The organism is Pseudomonas sp. SDO5532_S415, from assembly GCF_054071155.1.
Genome location: NZ_JBSVWS010000004.1, coordinates 73,196 through 91,227 on the forward strand (window position 1 = coordinate 73,196; position 18,032 = coordinate 91,227).

The 18,032-nt window shown below is 61.3% G+C and carries 18 protein-coding genes; 8 read left to right on the plus strand and 10 right to left on the minus strand.

What is annotated here, in order from left to right; translation table 11 throughout:
* Positions 1 to 62 precede the first annotated feature (62 nt).
* Positions 63 to 1,013: a GlxA family transcriptional regulator gene (locus tag ACW9HW_RS03080; protein ID WP_095196897.1), complete on the plus strand. Its 951-nt coding sequence runs from the start codon at positions 63 to 65 to the stop codon at positions 1,011 to 1,013.
* Positions 1,014 to 1,215: 202 nt separating this feature from the next.
* On the opposite strand, the gene ACW9HW_RS03085 is transcribed toward ACW9HW_RS03080, so the two are convergent.
* Positions 1,216 to 2,064, minus strand: coding sequence for a LysR family transcriptional regulator (locus ACW9HW_RS03085; protein ID WP_457398263.1), 849 nt, complete (start codon positions 2,062 to 2,064; stop codon positions 1,216 to 1,218).
* Between the two features lie 109 nt (positions 2,065 to 2,173).
* On the opposite strand from ACW9HW_RS03085, the gene ACW9HW_RS03090 reads away from it, so the two are divergent.
* The 6 genes from ACW9HW_RS03090 to ACW9HW_RS03115 all read left to right on the plus strand — a co-directional run bounded on the left by ACW9HW_RS03090 (position 2,174) and on the right by ACW9HW_RS03115 (position 9,014).
* Complete coding sequence (locus ACW9HW_RS03090; RefSeq protein WP_457398266.1) at positions 2,174 to 2,878, plus strand: haloacid dehalogenase type II; 705 nt, start codon at positions 2,174 to 2,176, stop codon at positions 2,876 to 2,878.
* A gap of 17 nt (positions 2,879 to 2,895) precedes the next feature.
* A complete protein-coding gene (locus ACW9HW_RS03095) occupies positions 2,896 to 3,669 on the plus strand; it encodes an aldolase (RefSeq protein ID WP_457398268.1) in 774 nt (257 codons plus the stop codon).
* Between the two features lie 145 nt (positions 3,670 to 3,814).
* Positions 3,815 to 5,386, plus strand: coding sequence for a sensor domain-containing diguanylate cyclase (locus ACW9HW_RS03100; RefSeq protein WP_095196893.1), 1,572 nt, complete (start codon positions 3,815 to 3,817; stop codon positions 5,384 to 5,386).
* A 140-nt stretch (positions 5,387 to 5,526) separates the two neighbouring features.
* Positions 5,527 to 6,933 carry a DUF1254 domain-containing protein gene (locus tag ACW9HW_RS03105; protein WP_457398271.1) on the plus strand — a complete coding sequence of 469 codons (1,407 nt, stop codon included), beginning with the start codon at positions 5,527 to 5,529 and terminating at the stop codon, positions 6,931 to 6,933.
* 346 nt (positions 6,934 to 7,279) lie between these two features.
* Positions 7,280 to 8,074, plus strand: a complete 795-nt coding sequence (locus ACW9HW_RS03110) for an exodeoxyribonuclease III (protein WP_457398274.1) — start codon at positions 7,280 to 7,282, stop codon at positions 8,072 to 8,074.
* Between the two features lie 112 nt (positions 8,075 to 8,186).
* On the plus strand, positions 8,187 to 9,014 hold the full coding sequence (locus ACW9HW_RS03115; protein ID WP_095196889.1) for an arylamine N-acetyltransferase family protein: 828 nt from the start codon (positions 8,187 to 8,189) through the stop codon (positions 9,012 to 9,014).
* A 63-nt stretch (positions 9,015 to 9,077) separates the two neighbouring features.
* Here the strand turns inward: ACW9HW_RS03115 and ACW9HW_RS03120 are convergent, their stop codons facing one another.
* Positions 9,078 to 9,404 carry a BrnA antitoxin family protein gene (locus ACW9HW_RS03120; protein WP_095196888.1) on the minus strand — a complete coding sequence of 109 codons (327 nt, stop codon included), beginning with the start codon at positions 9,402 to 9,404 and terminating at the stop codon, positions 9,078 to 9,080.
* 3 nt (positions 9,405 to 9,407) lie between these two features.
* Entirely contained in the window at positions 9,408 to 9,689 is a 282-nt protein-coding gene (locus ACW9HW_RS03125; protein WP_095196887.1) for a BrnT family toxin, read from the minus strand.
* Between the two features lie 245 nt (positions 9,690 to 9,934).
* On the opposite strand from ACW9HW_RS03125, the gene ACW9HW_RS03130 reads away from it, so the two are divergent.
* Positions 9,935 to 11,452 carry a nucleobase:cation symporter-2 family protein gene (locus ACW9HW_RS03130; RefSeq protein ID WP_095196886.1) on the plus strand — a complete coding sequence of 506 codons (1,518 nt, stop codon included), beginning with the start codon at positions 9,935 to 9,937 and terminating at the stop codon, positions 11,450 to 11,452.
* Positions 11,453 to 11,518: 66 nt separating this feature from the next.
* Here ACW9HW_RS03130 and ACW9HW_RS03135 read toward each other — a convergent pair whose 3' ends face one another.
* The 7 genes from ACW9HW_RS03135 to ACW9HW_RS03165 all read right to left on the minus strand — a co-directional run bounded on the left by ACW9HW_RS03135 (position 11,519) and on the right by ACW9HW_RS03165 (position 18,031).
* Complete coding sequence (locus tag ACW9HW_RS03135) at positions 11,519 to 12,751, minus strand: dienelactone hydrolase family protein (RefSeq protein ID WP_457398279.1); 1,233 nt, start codon at positions 12,749 to 12,751, stop codon at positions 11,519 to 11,521.
* Positions 12,752 to 12,779: 28 nt separating this feature from the next.
* Entirely contained in the window at positions 12,780 to 13,565 is a 786-nt protein-coding gene (locus ACW9HW_RS03140) for an SDR family oxidoreductase (RefSeq protein WP_095196884.1), read from the minus strand.
* A complete protein-coding gene (locus ACW9HW_RS03145; RefSeq protein WP_095196883.1) occupies positions 13,562 to 14,155 on the minus strand; it encodes a cysteine hydrolase family protein in 594 nt (197 codons plus the stop codon). Before ACW9HW_RS03145 ends, ACW9HW_RS03140 begins: the two co-directional genes overlap by 4 nt.
* Positions 14,155 to 14,688 carry an aromatic-ring-hydroxylating dioxygenase subunit beta gene (locus tag ACW9HW_RS03150; RefSeq protein ID WP_095196882.1) on the minus strand — a complete coding sequence of 178 codons (534 nt, stop codon included), beginning with the start codon at positions 14,686 to 14,688 and terminating at the stop codon, positions 14,155 to 14,157. Before ACW9HW_RS03150 ends, ACW9HW_RS03145 begins: the two co-directional genes overlap by 1 nt.
* Positions 14,678 to 16,009, minus strand: coding sequence for an aromatic ring-hydroxylating dioxygenase subunit alpha (locus ACW9HW_RS03155; RefSeq protein ID WP_095196881.1), 1,332 nt, complete (start codon positions 16,007 to 16,009; stop codon positions 14,678 to 14,680). The genes ACW9HW_RS03150 and ACW9HW_RS03155 overlap by 11 nt, the downstream gene beginning before the upstream one ends.
* Positions 16,010 to 16,026: 17 nt before the next feature.
* Complete coding sequence (locus ACW9HW_RS03160; RefSeq protein WP_457398283.1) at positions 16,027 to 16,971, minus strand: PDR/VanB family oxidoreductase; 945 nt, start codon at positions 16,969 to 16,971, stop codon at positions 16,027 to 16,029.
* A 250-nt stretch (positions 16,972 to 17,221) separates the two neighbouring features.
* Positions 17,222 to 18,031 carry an alpha/beta hydrolase gene (locus tag ACW9HW_RS03165; RefSeq protein WP_457398286.1) on the minus strand — a complete coding sequence of 270 codons (810 nt, stop codon included), beginning with the start codon at positions 18,029 to 18,031 and terminating at the stop codon, positions 17,222 to 17,224.
* Position 18,032 lies beyond the last annotated feature (1 nt).

Consider the following 18,032-nt stretch of genomic DNA (forward strand, 5'->3'; position numbering starts at 1 on the left):
CATTTGGCTTGAAGCGTCTTGAAGCGACGTTTTCAGCCATTAACATTACGAGGACAGACACCATGCGCATCGCCTTGCTGGCATTCCCTCGGGTACAGATGCTGGACATCGTCGGGCCGGCGGATGTATTTGCCGAAGCCGCCCGGCAATTGGGCAAGCCACGGGCCTATCAAGTCTCGGTGATCGGCACCGAGACTGGGCCGATCAAGGGCACCAGCGGTTTACGCCTGGCGCTGGACGGCACCATCGATACGTTCAAAGGCTCGATCGATACGCTGCTGATTGCCGGCAGCCCTGCGGTCAGCGAGGTCGCGCAAAACCTGCAGTTGCAAGCCTGGATACGCCTTCAGGCGACCAAGGTGCGGCGCATCGGCTCGGTGTGCAGCGGTGCCTTTGTACTGGCGGCAGCCGGTCTGCTGGAAGGGCGGCACGTGACCACTCATTGGAATTCCAGCGCGCTGCTGGCCAAGGAATTTCCCGAGACCATTGTCGAACCGGACAGCATTTTCATCCGCGACGGCAATGTCTACACCTCGGCCGGTGTCACAGCGGGCATGGACCTGGCGCTGGCCATGGTCGAAGAGGATCACGGCCGTGAATTGGCGCTGAGCATCGCCCGGGAAATGGTCATGTACTTCAAGCGCCCGGGCGGGCAGTCGCAGTTCAGTGCGCAGTTGGCGGCGCAAACGGCAGAGCGCACGGTCATTCGCCAAATCCAGGGTTACATCGTCGACAATCTGAAGGCCGATTTGAGCGTGCCGACCCTGGCCGAGCGGTCGGGCATGAGTGAGCGCAACTTTGCCCGGGTGTTCAAGGCCGAAGGCGGATTCACGCCCGCGGAGTTCGTCGAATTGGCCCGCATCGACGAGGCCCGGCGCTTGATCGAAGGTGCGGATGTATCCCTCAAGCGCCTGGCCGATCAGGTGGGGTATGCCAATATCGATGGGTTCAGGCGCGCATTCGTCCGGCGCCTGGGGATCAGCCCCAGCGATTATCGGAAGCGATTTTTATAGAACGTAATGCTGTTCACTTAAGTGAGTGCCGCACATTTGTGGCGAGGGGATTTATCCCCGTTCGGCTGCGAAGCAGTCGCCAATTCGGACAACTCGGTCTGATTGAACAGGCGCTGGGGCCGCTTCGCGACCCAACGGGGATAAATCCCCTCGCCACAGGTTTCTTGTTCGCCTGAAATTTGTCTTACGCGAGCGGCATTACTTATAAATCGGGGCTTTGCAGTTCCACCCGCAAAAACTCCACCAGCGCCCGCTGCAATCCGCTCAGTGCGCCATCGCGACTGATCAGCGCCAATTCTGTTGGCGGCAGCGGCGGCAAGTCGGTGCATACGCTGTGCTCGGGCAGCACCGCCGAAGCAGGCAACACCGAAATGCCCAGCCCACAGGCCACGGCGGCTTGAATCCCGGTCAGGCTGTGGCTGCCGAACGCGATACGCCAGGGCCGTTGCGCCACGTCCAGCAGGCGGATGGCCCGTTGGCGATAGATGCACCCCTGGGGAAACAGCGCCAGTGGCAACACGCCGTTGGCCGGGTCTGCCTGCGCACCTTTGACCCACACCAGCGTTTCCGGCCAGGCGGCCCAGCACGGGCCGCTGTCCGGCTCACGCTTGACCAAGGCAATGTCGATGTCACCGCTGGCAAGCTTGTTTTTGAGATCGGTACTCATGCCGCTGAGGGTCTCCAGGCGTGCCTGGGGTTTTTCGCGGTTGAATCCGGCGAGGATCGTCGCCATGCGCCGGGCGTCGAAATCTTCCGGCACGCCGATGCGCAGGATCTCCAGATCCACGTCGCTGGCCAGCGCTTCCACGGCCTGTGAAGACAATGCCAGCAAGCGCCGCGCATAGTGAATCAACATTTCGCCATGCTCGGTGACACTGATGTTTTGCCCGGTGCGATCGCGCAGCAGCAATGAATGCCCGACCAGCTCTTCGAGTTTGCGCACCTGTTGGCTCACGGTGGATTGTGTCCGATGCACCCGCTCGGCCGCACGGGTGAAACTACCTTCGTCCACTACACAGACGAAGGTCTTGAGCAGTTCAAGATCGAGCATGGCGGCCTCCGTTGATATTTGTTTTGTAACTGACGATTAAGTATTTATTTAATTTCACACTATCACCACTCGCACTTAATCTGAACCCCACACTTCAGAGGATGCTGCCATGACACTCCAAAACACCCCGCGCCCCCAATGGCTGACCTTCGATTGCTACGGCACGCTGATTCAATGGGATGAAGGCTTGCAAGCCGTGGTGGCCGAGATTTTGCGCGACAAAGGCGACCACGCTGTCGATGTCGATCGCCTGATCGAGGTCTATGACCGGCACGAACATCGACTGGAGCAGATGCCGCCGCATCGCTCGTTCCGCCAATTGAGCACGCTTGGGTTGCAGTTGGCGCTGGAGGAACTGAACCTGGCGAGTGCGCCCGAGGACAGTCAACGCCTGGCCGGGGCGATTCCGCGGATGCCGCCGTTTCCCGAGGTGGTCGCGAGCCTGGCGCAACTCAAGTCGATGGGGTTCAAGTTGTGCATCGTGTCCAATACCGACGACGACATCATTGGCGGCAACGTCGCGCAACTCGGCGGGCACATCGACCGGGTCATCACCGCCCAGCAGGCCGGCGCCTACAAGCCCAATCCCAGGCTGTTCGACTACGCGCACGAACAACTGGGTGTCACCCGCGAGCAAGTGGTGCATATCTGCGCCAGCCCTACACTGGATCACACCGCCGCCCGGGACATGCACTTTCGTTGCGTATGGATCGACCGTGGCACCGGTCGACAGTTGCTGCCGGACTATCGACCCGATGCGATATTGAACACGCTGGACCAGGTCGTGCCCTTGTTCACATCCCTTGGCTGGTAACCCACGGAGTCAGCGCCATGGCCCATACGCTTGCAGGCAGTTCCCGTCCCTCGAATTACACCGGCCTCGATCTGGATACACCGGCCGTCATCACCGCGCGCACGGAGTTGGCCGCGTGCTTTCAACTGGCGGCGCGTCATGGCCTGGAGGAGGGCATCTGCAATCATTTCTCGGCCATGGTGCCGGGGCGCGATGATCTGTTTTTCGTCAACCCCTACGGTTATGCCTTCGAAGAAGTCACGGCTGACAAGCTGCTGGTCTGTGATTTCCACGGTCATGTGGTGGACGGCGAGGGTCAGCCGGAAGCGACGGCGTTTTACATCCATGCGCGGCTGCACCAACAGTTGCCACGGGTGAAGGTGGCGTTCCACACGCACATGCCGCACGCCACCGCGTTGTGCCTGCTGCAAGGTCCACCCCTGTTGTGGCTTGGCCAGACGGCCCTGAAGTTTTACGGCCGTACGGCGGTGGATGAACACTACAACGGCCTGGCCCTGGATGAATCCGAAGGCGACCGCATTGCCAGTGTCATGGGTAACGCCGACATTCTGTTTTTGAAGAATCACGGGGTGATCGTCGCCGGGGCCACCATCGCCGAAGCCTGGGATGATCTGTATTACCTGGAGCGCGCCGCCCAAGTGCAATTGATGGCCATGGCAACCCAGCGGGAACTCCTGCCGGTGCCTCACGAAATCGCCCAACGCGCCTATGAGCAGATGCGCGTGGGCGACGCTGAAAGTGCGCGGGCGCATTTGCACAGTGCGATGCGGCGGTTGCAGCGCTCTGCTTGATGCGCGAAGGGCTGAGGGGGCTCTGGGGGCGGAAGCACTTGATATGCGGTTCCCATTTATCCCCGATAACCCCGTAGACTACGCGCACAAAAAATGAGGGCTTTTGGGCCGGTGCCCATGCGTTGCCCTTGAAGGATGAGCTTCTTTGCCCACGCGCTTTCACGACCAGCAACACACCCCCAACGTCGCATCAAAACGCGTACCGCTGCGCAAGGCAGCGGTATTGTTTATTGCCACGGTGTGTCTGTGCCTGTGTGCTTTGCTGTACCTGCAACTGGAGCAATCCCGCCGTCATGATCTGAGTCAGGCCCAGGTCGCCTCCTCGAACCTGACGCGGGCGATGGCGCAGCAGGCCGAAGACACGTTCATGAAGGCCGATCTGGTGCTGACCAGTCTGGTGGACTGGATTCAGGTCGACGGCTTCGGCCCGTCCTTGCGACCCCGCTTGCAGAAAACCTTCGCCCGGCGCGTGCAGGCGTTGGACCAGTTGCACGGCATCCTGCTGTTCGACCAGAAGGGCCAGTGGGTCGTGAATTCATTTGAGAGTCTGCCCCGCGGCCCCGGCGTGGCGGATCGCGAATACTTCAAGTTTCACCAGCAGAACGTGTCGTCCATGGCGCACATCGGCCCGGCCATTCGCAGCCGGGAAAACGGCGAGTGGATCATTCCGGTCTCCAAGCGGGTGAACGACAGGAACGGCCAGTTCCAGGGCGTTTTGCTGGCCGGAATCAAGATGTCGTACTTCGACCAGTTCTTCAAAAGCTTCAACATCGACGACAACGGTTCGATGTTTGTGGCGTTGACCGATGGAACGCTGCTGGCGCGCCGGCCGTTCGTGGAGTCGCAGATCGGCACGTCCTTGGCGCGAAGTGAAATCTTTCAGAAACTCCTGCCCCAGGCACCCTCCGGCAACGCGATGTTCACTTCGTTGGTGGATGGCGTCGTTCGCCTGTTTGGCTACCGTCAGCTGGAGGCTTACCCGCTGGTGGTTTCGGCGGCTTCTTCCAGGGATTCGATTCTGGCGGGTTGGTACGACACGGCGTTTCGCTCCAGCGTCATTGTCGCGTTGGTCATGCTCGGCGTAGGTCTGTTCGGTTGGGTGTTCATCCGTCAGGTGCGTGTCGGTGAGCGGGTCGAGGCGGATTTGCGCAAGGCCCAGCAAGCACTTGAACTGATCGCCACCCATGACAGCCTGACCGGTCTGGGCAATCGCCGGTTGTTCGAGCGGGCGCTGGACATCGAGTTCGGGCGCGGCGCGCGCCAGCACACTTCGCTGAGCCTGATCATGCTCGATATCGATTACTTCAAGTGCTACAACGATACGTACGGCCATGTGGTGGGCGACCATTGCCTGGCCGAAGTGGCGCGAGCGGTGAAAAGGTGCTGCCATCGCAAGGCCGATCTGGCGGTGCGCTACGGCGGCGAAGAGTTTGCGGTGTTGCTGCCCGACACTGACATCCACGGCGCCATGACCATAGCCGAACAAATCCGCCGCAGTGTCATGGACAAGAACATCAGCCACACCGGTTCGCCCATGGGTTATGTGACGGTCAGCCTCGGTTGCTATTCGTTTGTCCCAACCGGACAAGACAACATGGATGTGTTCGTCCAGCGGGCGGATGCGGCGTTGTATCAGGCCAAGCATTCGGGGCGCAATCGCTCGGCCGTGCTGTCGATGGAGGGCGGTGTCGAGGCGCTGATGCGTTCGGATCGTTGAAGCGCTGCCCTGTTGTTTCACCCGCGCAACACCCGGCGAACCAATTGTCCGCCTGTCAGTTCCCGTTCATTTGATCGTCTAGAGTTCCGTTAGTCCTGCCAAATCCTGCAGGTCTCCCTAACGCATGGACGATCGCCAACATGTTGATAACCCAAGCATTGACAGCCGTTGCTCTCACCCTTGCAGCCTGCGCTATCTTTCCACTGGTCAGTCACGCGCAATCGAAAGTCACACCCGAGGAAGCTCACGCCATTGGCGTGGAAGCCTACGTTTATTTCTATCCGCTGCTGACCATGGACATCACCCGTAAACAGTTCACCAACATCGAACCGGGCAAGGAGTTCGGTAAAGGTCCGATGAACATGTTTGTCAGCGTGCCGCAGTATCCGCCGGCAGATTTCAAAGGCGTGGTGCGTGCGAATTTCGATACTTTGTATTCCATTGCCTGGCTCGATTTGACCAAGGAGCCGCTGGTGATCGCGGCACCAGACACCGCCGGACGTTTCTATCTGCTGCCCATGCTCGACATGTGGAGCGACGTCTTCGCCTCGCCCGGCTGGCGCACCACCGGTACCGACGCTGCGCAGTTTCTGGTCACACCGCCGGGTTGGACCGGTACGGTGCCTGCCGGGTTGAATCATCTGCCGGCGCCGACGCCTTTTGTCTGGGTCATCGGTCGCACCAAGACCGACGGCGCGGCGGACTACGCGGCGGTGCACAAGATCCAGGCCGGCTACACCGTGACACCGCTGTCGCGACTGGGCAAAAGCGAGGAACCGGTCAGCGTCAAGATCGACCCGGCGGTGGACATGAAGACCCCGCCGAAAATCCAGGTCGATACGTTGTCAGCAGCCGGGTACTTCGCGTATGCCGCCGAATTGCTCAAAGTGCATCCGGCCCACAGCACCGACCAACCGATGCTGGCGCAGATCAAGCGGATCGGCATCGAGCCCGGCAAGCCGTTCGACCTGAACGCCCTGGACCCTGACATCAAGGCCGCGCTGCAAACCGTGCCGCAAGAGGCACAGGCACTGATGAAATGGAAAGTGGAAACCCTGGCGCGGGTGGTCAACGGTTGGTCGATGAACACCGATACCATGGGCGTGTATGGCAACTACTATCTCAAGCGCGCAATCGTTGCCCAGGTAGGGCTTGGCGCCAACCTGCCCGAGGATGCGATTTATCCGTTGAATATGGGCGATGAAAACGGCAAGCCCCTCAATGGTGCGAACAAGTATGTGCTGCATTTCCCCAAGGGGGAGGCACCACCGGTGAACGCGTTCTGGTCGATCACGCTGTACGACCCCGAAGGCTTCCAGGTCGGCAACGAACTAAACCGATTTGCGGTCAGCAGCTGGATGCCGTTCAAGAGCAACGCCGATGGGTCGCTGGACCTCTATTTCCAGAATGAAAGTCCCGGCAAGGAGCATGAAGCCAACTGGCTGCCGGCCCCCAAAGGACCGTTCAACCTGACCATGCGCCTGTACGGGCCGAAGGCCGAGGCGTTGAACGGCAAGTGGAACCCGCCGCCGGTCAAGCAGTTGTAGGTATGGGCTATAGAAGCAGCCGATGAGTTACCACCATCGGCTGCCTTTACGCGTTCAGCTGCCCGTCCCGCCGCCGGCACCGGCATTACTGCCGGAGGGGGCGGAGGGCATGTTGTCAGGGGGCATGACCGGGGCGCTGGTTGGAAGGGTGTGGGTCGAAAAAAATCCTGGTGTGCCGATCACCCTGTGGGAGCGAGCCTGCTCGCGAAGGGGGAGTGTCAGTCGGCATCCAGGCTTTTCTCGGCAGACATTGGACATCTATTACGCCGTACAGGCGACGGCTGACGCAACCACCGACAGGCATCGAGGTCACAATCTGCAGACCCAGCCAACTGGAACGGCGGCCATGAAAAAATTGCGGATCGCGACCTTCAATGTCAACGGCATGCGTGCCCGATTACCGAACCTGCTGGCCTGGCTTGAGCGCGAGCGGCCGGATATCGCCTGTTTGCAGGAGCTCAAGTCGGTGGACAGCGCCTTTCCCGCCGCCGAGCTTGAAGCTGTCGGCTACGGTGCGATATGGCAGGGCCAGGCGTCGTGGAACGGGGTGGCGATTCTGGCGCGGGATGCCCAGCCGCTGGAAAGTCGACGAGGGTTGCCGGGCGATGAGGGCGACACTCACAGTCGTTATCTGGAAGCCGCCGTTCATGGGGTGCTGGTAGGTTGCCTGTACCTGCCCAATGGCAATCCGCAACCGGGCCCGAAATTCGATTACAAGCTGGCGTGGTTCGAGCGGCTGATCCGCTACGCGCAGGCGCTGCAAAGCAGCGAACATCCCGTGGTGCTGGCCGGTGACTACAACGTGGTGCCCACCGATCTGGACATCTACAACCCGCGCTCCTGGCTCAAGGACGCCTTGCTGCAACCGGAAAGTCGTGCGTGTTACCAGCGGCTTCTGGATCAGGGCTGGACCGATTCCTTGCGACATCTGTACCCGCAGGATCGCCTTTACACCTTCTGGGACTATTTCCGTCAGCACTGGCAGAAGAACTCCGGATTGCGCATTGACCACCTGCTGCTCAATCCGGCGTTAAGCCCTTACTTGCTGGACGCTGGCGTCGATGCCTGGGTTCGCAACGAGCCCCATGCCAGCGACCATGCGCCGACCTGGATTCAACTGGGCTCGCGCAAGCGCCGCTGATTTGTTCTGCAGGGCGATTGGCTAAATCAATTGTCGGCGGCAGCGCCCCATCCCTTATACATAGCGACAATGGCGGAACGATCCGCAGCCTCCCGTGCATAAGGACTGAACGATGAGCGAGCCACACCTGACGAACCTTGCGCTGTACCTGCAACGCCTGGGCTTCGATGCGCCCCCGGCGCCGACCCTGGAGACGTTGCGTCAGTTGCAATTGCGCCACACTGGCGTTTTTCCGTTTGAAAACCTCACTACGCTGTCAGGCGAACCGGTGCTGATCGACTTACCGTCGATAGAGCGCAAAGTCCTGCACGACGGGCGCGGGGGTTACTGTTACGAACTCAACAATTTGTACCTGGCCTTGCTTCAAGCGTTGGGTTTCGAGGCGCGAGGCATCAGCGGCCGCGTAGTCATGGGTCAGCCCGAAGGCGCATGGACTGCCCGCACGCACCGCTTGAGCCTGGTGACGCTGGACGGCGTGCGCTATATCACTGACGTCGGCTTCGGCGGCATGGTGCCCACCGCACCGCTGTTGCTCGACAGCCGGGCTGAACAGGCCACTCCGCACGAACCCTATCGCATCGAACAACACGTCGACGGCTACACGCTGCGCGCCAAGGTCGCGGGGGAGTGGCGAGCGATGTACATCTTCGATCTGCAACGCCAGGACGACATCGATTACACCGTCGGCAACTGGTATGTCTCGACCCATCCGGAATCATCTTTCGCCAGACAACTGATGGTGGCGCGGACCGGGGAAGGGTGGCGACGTACGCTGAACGATGGCAGTTTCGCGATCCATCGTATGGGCCATGACAGCGAACGCCGGCAGGTGGTCGATGTGCAGGAACTGTTGGCCTTGCTGGAAAGTGAATTCGGCATTCGGGTGCCGCAACATCAAACATTGATCCGCACACTTGAACACCTGATCGAGGTGCAATAAGCGGCTTACCCTGCACACAAAAAAGGGGCGGATTGCATCAATCTGCCCCTTTTTGCATCAGGCCTAGGGCCTGACTTCAGGCTCCATCACGCGCTGAATCTCCCTGAGCGCTTCCGAGAGTTTCTTCTCCAGGGTTTTCAGCTCGGAAGTCGTGATGCCCTTTTTCAGGCGCCCGGCAGCACTTGAATCCGCCACTTTTCCATGGTCGGTCAACAGCGCCCGGCGCAGGGTGTTGTTGATTGCGGTCTGGTAGCCATAGCCCTCGCGCTCTGCCAGCGCGCGCGCGGCTTCGATGACGGCATCATCGAGCATGATGGTGATTCGGGTCTTCCCTTTGCTGGAGGCAACCGCCCCACGCCTGGCATGGCTGAAGTCGTACTCGTCTTTCATCGGTCAAGCCTCCAGATACTGTCGGCGCTCGTTTCTACTGGCGAGGCGCGCGGAAATGATTCGAACAAAATCAGGGTCCCGATAGGTGTAAGCCACCACCAGCAAACGACCTTTGCCATCAAGTCCGATAGTGATCCAGCGCGCTTCATCATGGTGATCGTCCTGAATCGTCAGGGCGCGTTCGTCATGGAACACCGGTTCTGTCTCGGCGAGGCTGATGCCCTTGTGCTTGAGTTTGTTGGCTGCGTTCTTTGCCTTATGGAACTGAATGTCGAATGGCTTCATTATGCATACTTTATATGTATATGAAAGAGGGCGACCACGACCGATGGTCGACAGGAACTGAAAAGACTAGCGGGCGGAGGAGAATGGCCCGGGAGGATGTATTTCAAGGTTTGATGGGCAGTGGCACACAGTCTGCATGACCAACCGTTCATAATTTGAATGGCAAGTTGTATACAAGTCTATGGACATTTGTCCTGACTCTTGCATACAGTGTGCGCATAACAAAAACCAGGGAACCCCCTAACATGAAAACGCCCCATGTTTCACACCAACGGCCCGAAGACGAAAACCTCGGGATCGGCGCGAATATGGCTTACGGCCTGCAACATGTTCTGACCATGTACGGTGGCATCGTCGCGGTGCCTTTGATCATTGGTCAGGCTGCCGGGCTGTCGCCGGCGGACATTGGTTTGTTGATTGCTGCTTCATTGTTTGCGGGGGGGCTGGCCACGTTGCTGCAAACCCTGGGCTTGCCGTTTTTCGGTTGTCAGTTGCCGCTGGTGCAGGGCGTGTCGTTCTCTGGCGTCGCGACCATGGTGGCGATCGTCAGCAGTGGGGGCGAGGGCGGGTTTCAGTCGATTCTGGGGGCGGTGATTGCGGCGTCCCTGATCGGCTTGCTGATTACTCCCGTGTTCTCTCGAATCACCAAGTTCTTTCCACCGCTGGTCACGGGGATCGTGATCACTACGATCGGCTTGACCTTGATGCCAGTGGCCGCACGCTGGGCCATGGGCGGCAACAGCCATGCCCCGGAATTCGGCAGCATGGCCAATATCGGCCTGGCGGCGGTGACCCTGGTGCTGGTGCTGTTCTTGAGCAAAATCGGCAGCGCAACCATCTCCCGGCTGTCGATCCTGCTGGCGATGGTCATCGGCACGATCATCGCGGTGTTCCTGGGCATGGCGGACTTCTCGTCGGTGACTCAAGGCCCGATGTTCGGCTTCCCGACGCCGTTCCACTTCGGCATGCCGACCTTCCACTTCGCCGCCATCCTGTCGATGTGCATCGTGGTCATGGTGACCCTGGTGGAAACCTCGGCGGACATCCTGGCGGTCGGTGAGATCATCGACACCAAGGTCGACTCCAAGCGCCTGGGTAACGGCCTGCGTGCCGACATGTTGTCGAGCATGATCGCGCCGATCTTCGGTTCCTTCACCCAAAGCGCCTTCGCCCAGAACGTCGGGCTGGTGGCGGTAACCGGGATCAAGAGTCGATATGTGGTGGCCACCGGCGGCCTGTTCCTGGTGATTCTCGGCCTGTTGCCATTCATGGGGCGGGTCATCGCCGCCGTGCCGACCTCCGTCCTCGGCGGCGCCGGTATCGTGCTGTTTGGCACCGTGGCCGCCAGTGGCATCCGCACCCTGTCCAAGGTCGACTACCGCAACAACGTCAACCTGATCATTGTCGCCACCTCCATCGGCTTCGGCATGATCCCGATCGCCGCACCGAACTTCTACGACCACTTCCCAAGCTGGTTCGCCACAATCTTCCACTCGGGCATCAGCTCCTCGGCAATCATGGCGATTGTGCTGAACCTGGCTTTCAACCACCTCACGGCCGGCAACTCCGACCAGCAGTCGGTGTTTGCGGCAGGGACCGAACGGGTCCTGCGCTATCAGGATCTGGCGGCGTTGCGCGAAGGGGATTACTTCAGCGACGGCAAGCTGCATGACTGCGACGGCAAGGAAATTCCGGTGGTGGAGGTGGACCACGGGCATGGCGAGCCACGCGCGGTGCATGCGAAAAGCAGTGAGCATGTCTGACGTTTGATCGAATGCAAAAAGGCCGATCTGTTGCGTGACAGATCGGCCTTTTGCATTGATGGGTCTCTATTGCGCGCTTTGCGTCCAGCGCCCCATCAACGTGTTGGACGGCAGTTGTTCATCCAGCAATTTTCTCGCCGTTTCCACTCCCGCCACCGGCAGCCCTTCGGGGTTCAACAAGCCAATCTGCACCAGCACACTGGCCTGGTCCCAGTAGATATGCTCGTGGTACAGCTTGTCTCCTCGAAACTTGATCACACCCAGCATCGGAATCTCGACGTACTTACCGGTCGGTGCCACGTTGGGCAGCATCCAGTCGATTTCGGTGCTGTGGGTGAAGCACATGATGAATTCATCGACGATCTGCAGGGCGCCGATGGTGCGCGAGATCGGTATGAGCTTCATGTCCGGCGGGTTGCCGTGGACAAAATGGTGTTGGTAGAAGCGGCTGAGCTCCCTGGCGCCAACGCCGCCGGTCATGGTCGGAATATGGTTGACGTAGGGTTCGGCGACCATGGTCGCCATGGTGGCGGGTACGTCCCGGGTGTCGAACTCGTGACGGATGTGTTCTTCCCACAGGGCTGACAGGTGGAAGTGGGGGCCGATCTCGCGCTTGAGGGCGGCGATGCTGCGTTCATGGGCCATCAGCGAGGCCGGCTTGTCGTAGTGTGGGCTCCCGGCCCGGGCGAAGGCGTGGTCGACGCCCGGGTAGACGTAGATTTCGGTTTTGTCGTTGCCGGCCAGGTGCTCGCTGATCCGGGCGCGGGCGCTGGCGTCGCAATAGCCATCGTTTTCGGCGAAGTGCAGGACCAGGCGACCCTTGAGGTTTTCCGATTCGTGCAGCAAGTGTTCGATGCCCATGCCGTAGTAGCCGACGGCGCAGGCAACATCGGTGCGCGTGGCGGTCAGCCAGGCCAGCTTGCCACCCATGCAGAAACCGACGTAACCCAGGCCCGCGCCTTCGACTTCAGGCAGGGCACGCAGGGCTGTGAAGCTGGCGTCGATGTCGGTGACGGCCTTGTCCACGTCCAGGCGCTGGAACAGGTCGATGGCGACCGCAAAATCGGCTTCGGTGTAGCCCAGGTCAATGCCTGGCTGCAGGCGCCAGAACAGATCCGGCACCAGCGCCACATAGCCTTCCTCGGCATAGAAATCGGCCACCGCGCGCATATTGGCGTTGATCCCGAAAATCTCCTGGCCGATCACGACCCCGGGACCCTTGCCACTGGCCGGCAGGGCCAGGTAACCGCTGAACGTGGCGCTGCTGTCCGTTGCCCGGATTTCAATCATCTTGCCCATGTCATCTACCTCATTCGGTTGTCAGGGTTTATTGGCTGTCACGGTGTTGTTGGAACCACACGCGCGGCGACACGCCACGGTCGGGCCCGAGAATCGAAAAGCCGCCATCCACCGGCACATCGACACCGGTCATCCAGCTGGCCCCGGCGCTGCACAGAAAGGCCACCACGCTACCGATCTCATGGCCCCGGCCGATGCGCCCCAGCGGATGAAAGGGCGCGCCGACCCGATCGGCCAGCTGCGGATCGTTGTCGCTGAACTCGGCGACGCTGGGCGACCAGGTCCAGGCCGGGGATACGCTCAGTACCCGGATTTGCTGCGGGGCCAGGGTCATGGCCAGGTTTTTCGTCAGTTGCAGAATGCCGGCCTTGGACGCGGGGTAGAGTGCGCGCCCGGCTGCGCCGAATTTGCCGCCAGTGCTGCCGATGTTGATCACCACGCCGCCGGGCAGGTGCACGGCGGCCTTCTGGGTAAAGATCGCCGCCGACACCAGATTGACGTTCAGGGTTTTGAGCCACTGCGCGCGGTCCGAGGCCAGGCCCTGATCGGCGTACAGGCAGGCGTTGTTGACCAGGATGTCGAGCCTGCCGAAGCGGGCCAGCGTGGCGGCGATGCAGGCGTCGATGTCTTCGTCGCGCTCCACGTCGCAGACACAAAACCCGCAATCCAATGCGCGCGCCAAGGCCTGCCCACTGTCGGCGTTGCGCCCCACCAGCATCACACGGGCCCCTTCGGCCAACAGCTGCCGAGCGATGTCCAGGCCCAGCCCCTGGGTGCTGCCGGTCACAATCGCCACTTTGCCTTCGAGCATCATGCCAAGTCCTCCAGTGCTTCGTTGACGTGACTGATACGGGCGATCAGCGCCATGCTCGCCAGCGAGGCGGCATGCGCGCCGCTGTCCGCGCTGGCGCAGGCATCGGCTGCCACCGTCACCTCGAAACCGCAATCCACCGCATGGCGCACCGTACTTTCCACCACCGAGTGGGTCGCTACGCCAGCGATCAACAGGTGCGAAGGATTGAACTGGCGCACCAGGGTTTCCAGCGGTGAGCCATAAAAGGCATTGATCCGGTTATGGGTGACGACGAACTCGCGGCGGCTGTCCAGCGGTGCCAGGGCGCTGAGGAACTCCGCGCCCCAACTGCCTTCCTGTGCCGCGCCGATGGAGGCGACGCTGCGCAGAATCGGCGCGTTCTGGATCAGGTCGGCGTAGTCCGCCCGGAATGCCACGCGCACGTGGACGATCGGCCAGCCCTTGGCGCGCGCCCCGGCGAGCAGTCGGCCGGCAGCGTCGAGCAGCCCGGCACGCACGCTGTCATCGGTCCCCAGCCCGACCCGAATCTTGCCTTCGGGGTGCAACACGTCGTTCTGATAGTGCAGGGCGATCACCACCGGCGCGTTCATCACACGAATACCTCAAGGTTGGCGAACACATCGTTGCAGTTGATGAGGTCCACGCGCTTGAGCTGGATCTGCCAGCCACCGCTTTGCCGAGGGGCCAATTTATAGGTGTAGCGGCCGGCGAGCTGGCGTTGTTCCAGGCGCCACTCGCTGTACTGGAAGCTGGCGCTGACCACCAGCAGGCCCTGGGCATCGAGACCCTCGACCATCACATTGCCGACCAGGTGGGCGGTTTGGGTCTGCGGTTGCTGCGACCAGTTGCGGGCGTTTTCCACCCGGCGGATCCGCACTTCGCGCAGCATGCGGTTTTCCCAGAACAGCGAGATATGGTCAAACGGGTTGGCTTGCTCGTGCTTGTGTGGCACCCAGTACATGCCGGTGTCGGTGAACAGCTTGTCCCATTCCCAGAAACGTCGCTCATCCAGCAGGCGCGCCTCCTGATACAGAAACTGTTCGATCTGGCGCAGGGTCTCGACGGGAACCTGGGCGGGGGTCAACCGGCGGGTGTCGACGTCGATTCGGCGGTCAAGCAGCATGGGTGCTCTCCTTGGCAATCAGGGTGGCGGTCATGAACTGTTTCCAGGCGGCGAACTGGTTGCGCATCGGCAATTCGCTGGTGCCGTTTGTGGACACCGCGCCGTCTTCCAGCGGCTTATCGGTACCGACATAGCGATGCATGCTGATCCACTCGCCACCGCGGGTCATGTTGCCTTCCTGGCAGCGGGCATAGACTTCGACGTCATCGGGCATCACGTTGGAGGAGGGCGAGTTGATGACGTTGGCGTAGGTCAGTGCGCGGTCGAACACCGCATCCGGAGCGCCTTTGCAGCGGAAGGTCTGGATCTCGACCATGGTCTGGTCCACGGCGATCGGACGGATCACCCGGAATTGCATGAACACTGTGTGCGGCGAGCCACTGCCGTAGATCACCGTGTTGTGGCGGTTCATGCCCAAAATCTCTTTGGCGCGCTGCTCGCCGTAGGCCTGGCTCAGGCATTCGAAGTGGGCGCGGGAGACCTCGTCGCGCTCGGCGGCGCTCGGGTCGAAGATCGCCTCCATGTAGCCGTGGCCGTTGTGGTAGGCGCGCAGTTCGAGCTTTTCCCAGAAGTCGTAGGGCTCGCCATTGCCGTCCATGATCAACAGCTCGAAGGGCATTTCGCCGATGGCCTGGGCTTCGTCACGCGCAGCGTCGACCGACGATTCGTGGGTCACGCGGGCGTGCATGGTGTCGTGCAGGTTCTCGTAGAAGACTTTCCAGTTCGAGCGCTGCTGAACGCGGAAGATGCCGCCAGCTACTTCGACTTCACCGACCGGCGAACGGTCGCAGAGGTTGTCGATGGAGGTGATGACGCCGCCCAGGAATGCTTTGAGGTCCGGTCCGAACGCCGCCTGGCTGGCGAACACGAAGCCGCGATAAGCCTCGACGCGGGCGACGCTGACCATGGAGAAATCCGGGTGCTTGGGATCGTAGCAGGTGCCTTCGAAACCGCTCTTGAGCGGTGCCGACAGATGCTGGCCGTCGAGTTTGAAGGTCCAGGCGTGGTACGGGCAGCGGAAGAATTTGCCGACACTGCCGTCACCGTCGGCCACCAGTTTGGCGCCTTTGTGCGGGCAGCGGTTGTACAGTACGCTGACCTGCTGGTTGGCGCCGCGCACCATGATCACGTCCTGATCGCCGATGCGCGTGGTGTGGTAGTCGCCGGGGTGCTTGACCTGGCTTTCATGGCCGACGTAGATCCAGGCGTTGCCGTAGATGCGCTCCATCTCCAGCTTGAACAGGGTCGGGTCGGTGTAGACGCTCTTGTGTACGCTGTCCTCGCGGATCAAGGCAGCGATTTGCTCGTTGGTCGGTATCACGGGAAGTCCTCGGCTTGTCACAGATCGAGCACCAGCAGCGCGCTGCTGGCACGGGAGACACAGGTGCAGAAACTGCCGCTGGCGCGGTCGCGCTCCGACAGGCAGATGTCGCGGTGATCGGGCTGACCGTCGATGACCTGGGCGACGCATACGCCGCAGTCACCTCGTCGGCAATCGAACATCGGGTCCAGGCCGGCCTGGAGCATGGCGTCCAGCACGCTTTGCCCGGCCGCCACTTGCAGGTTCACGCCGGTTTCGCGCAGCAGTACTTCAAAGCCTTGATCGCTGGCCATTTCCAGGGCGCCGCTGAACAGTTCGTAATGCAGGTGATCCTCGGCCCAACCCTGTTCGCGAGCGCAGGCCAACACACTGTTGAGCATGGCGCTCGGACCGCAGATGTAGAGGTGCAGGCCGGGCCTTGGCGCGGCCAGGATCGTGGCGGCGGGGAAGCGCTTTTGCGGGTCGCCGCCGCTGATCCAGCAATGGTTGTCCTGGCAGGCGCGGGCCTCTGGCAGATAGGCCATCTGTGCTTCATCGCGACCGGCGTAGTGCAGGGTGAAGGGCTTGCCCGCCGCTTGCAGCGACCGGGCCATGCCCAGCATGGGCGTGATGCCGATGCCGCCGGCGATCAGCAGCGCATGCTCGGTGTTTTCACACAGTGGGAAGTGGTTGCGGGGCGCATCGGCCAGCAGTTCGTCGCCGACCTTGAGCGAGTGCACCCAACGCGATCCGCCGGTACTGGCCTCTTCGAGCTGGACGGCGATTTCGTAGTGTTCACCGTCGGGCAGGTTGACCAGCGAATAGGCCCTGCGTTGCGCGCGGCTGCCAGGCACATGCAGCTCCAGATGTGCCCCGGCGGTGAAGCCCGGCAGTGGCTGGGCGGCGCTGGACACCAGCAGCACGCGGCGGATTCTGGGAGTCAGGGGGTCGACCTGTTGGACCCTGAGCGAGAGGCTGGACATACGCAATTCCTGTCTGAATTCGTAGTCACTGTATGAAGCCTGAGAGGGTCAAAAAAGCCGCAAACGGCAAACCTGTATCCACATCTGGCGAGAATGATTGACGGGCGCGATGGGCGTCTTCGATAACGCGGCCTGCCTGAATGACCGCGGCGTCCGGGCGTTTTTTCGCGAGCAGGCTCGCTCCCACAAAGGGCTGCGCAATGCCTGTAGGAGCGAGCTCGCTCGCGATGGACGTTAACGGTAACGCGTGTTATCCGGTTGAATGTGTCACCTTCAGAAGTGCCAACAAAGCACGCAACTGTTCGCCATCCGCCCTGGCCAGATCGTCCAGCACCGCAAAGTGATGACAGCCTGCAAGCTCGACAAGGCTCACGGCCTGCCCGGCCTCGCGACAGGCACTGGCGTAGTCGCGCGAGTGGCGGATCAACTCCGGCAACTCATCCCCACCCACGGTCACCAGCAGCGGTGCACCGGCGCCGATCAGCCTTTGCGGGCTATAGCGCTGGATGTCCTCTTCGCTCAGTCGCAGCTTGTCGTTCAGCCAGCAGCGGCTGATGGGTTCGAGCTCCATCAGGCCGCTGATCGGCATGGCCAGGCTCACCAGCGGATGCCGGCGATGCAGTGCACTCAGATGGCCACCGGCCGAGTGCCCGCACAGCACCACCTGTTGACCGATGTTCAAGGCTTCCCGCTGCGCCAGCAGGTGGTCCAGTGCCTTGCCGATCTGGCCGACGATGGTGGCCATGTTCGCCTCGGGCGCCAGGGTGTATTCCAGCAAACCGACATTGAAGCCGGACTCGATCAGGCCCTCGGCGATGAAGGCGTAGTCGTCCTTGTCCGAGGCCTGCCAGTAACCGCCATGAATGAACAGCAGCGTCGGCGCCCCGGCATCCGCCTGGGCGTACCAGTCGAAACGCTCGCGCATGGCATTGCCATAGGTCACGTCGCGCTGCCAGGCGTGGCGTGCATAAGTCTCGGCGCTGCGCTGGCGAAACCGCTGCATGATCTGTGGAAAATTGCCGACGGCTGCGACGTTGTTGTAAGCCTGATTGAGGTCCATG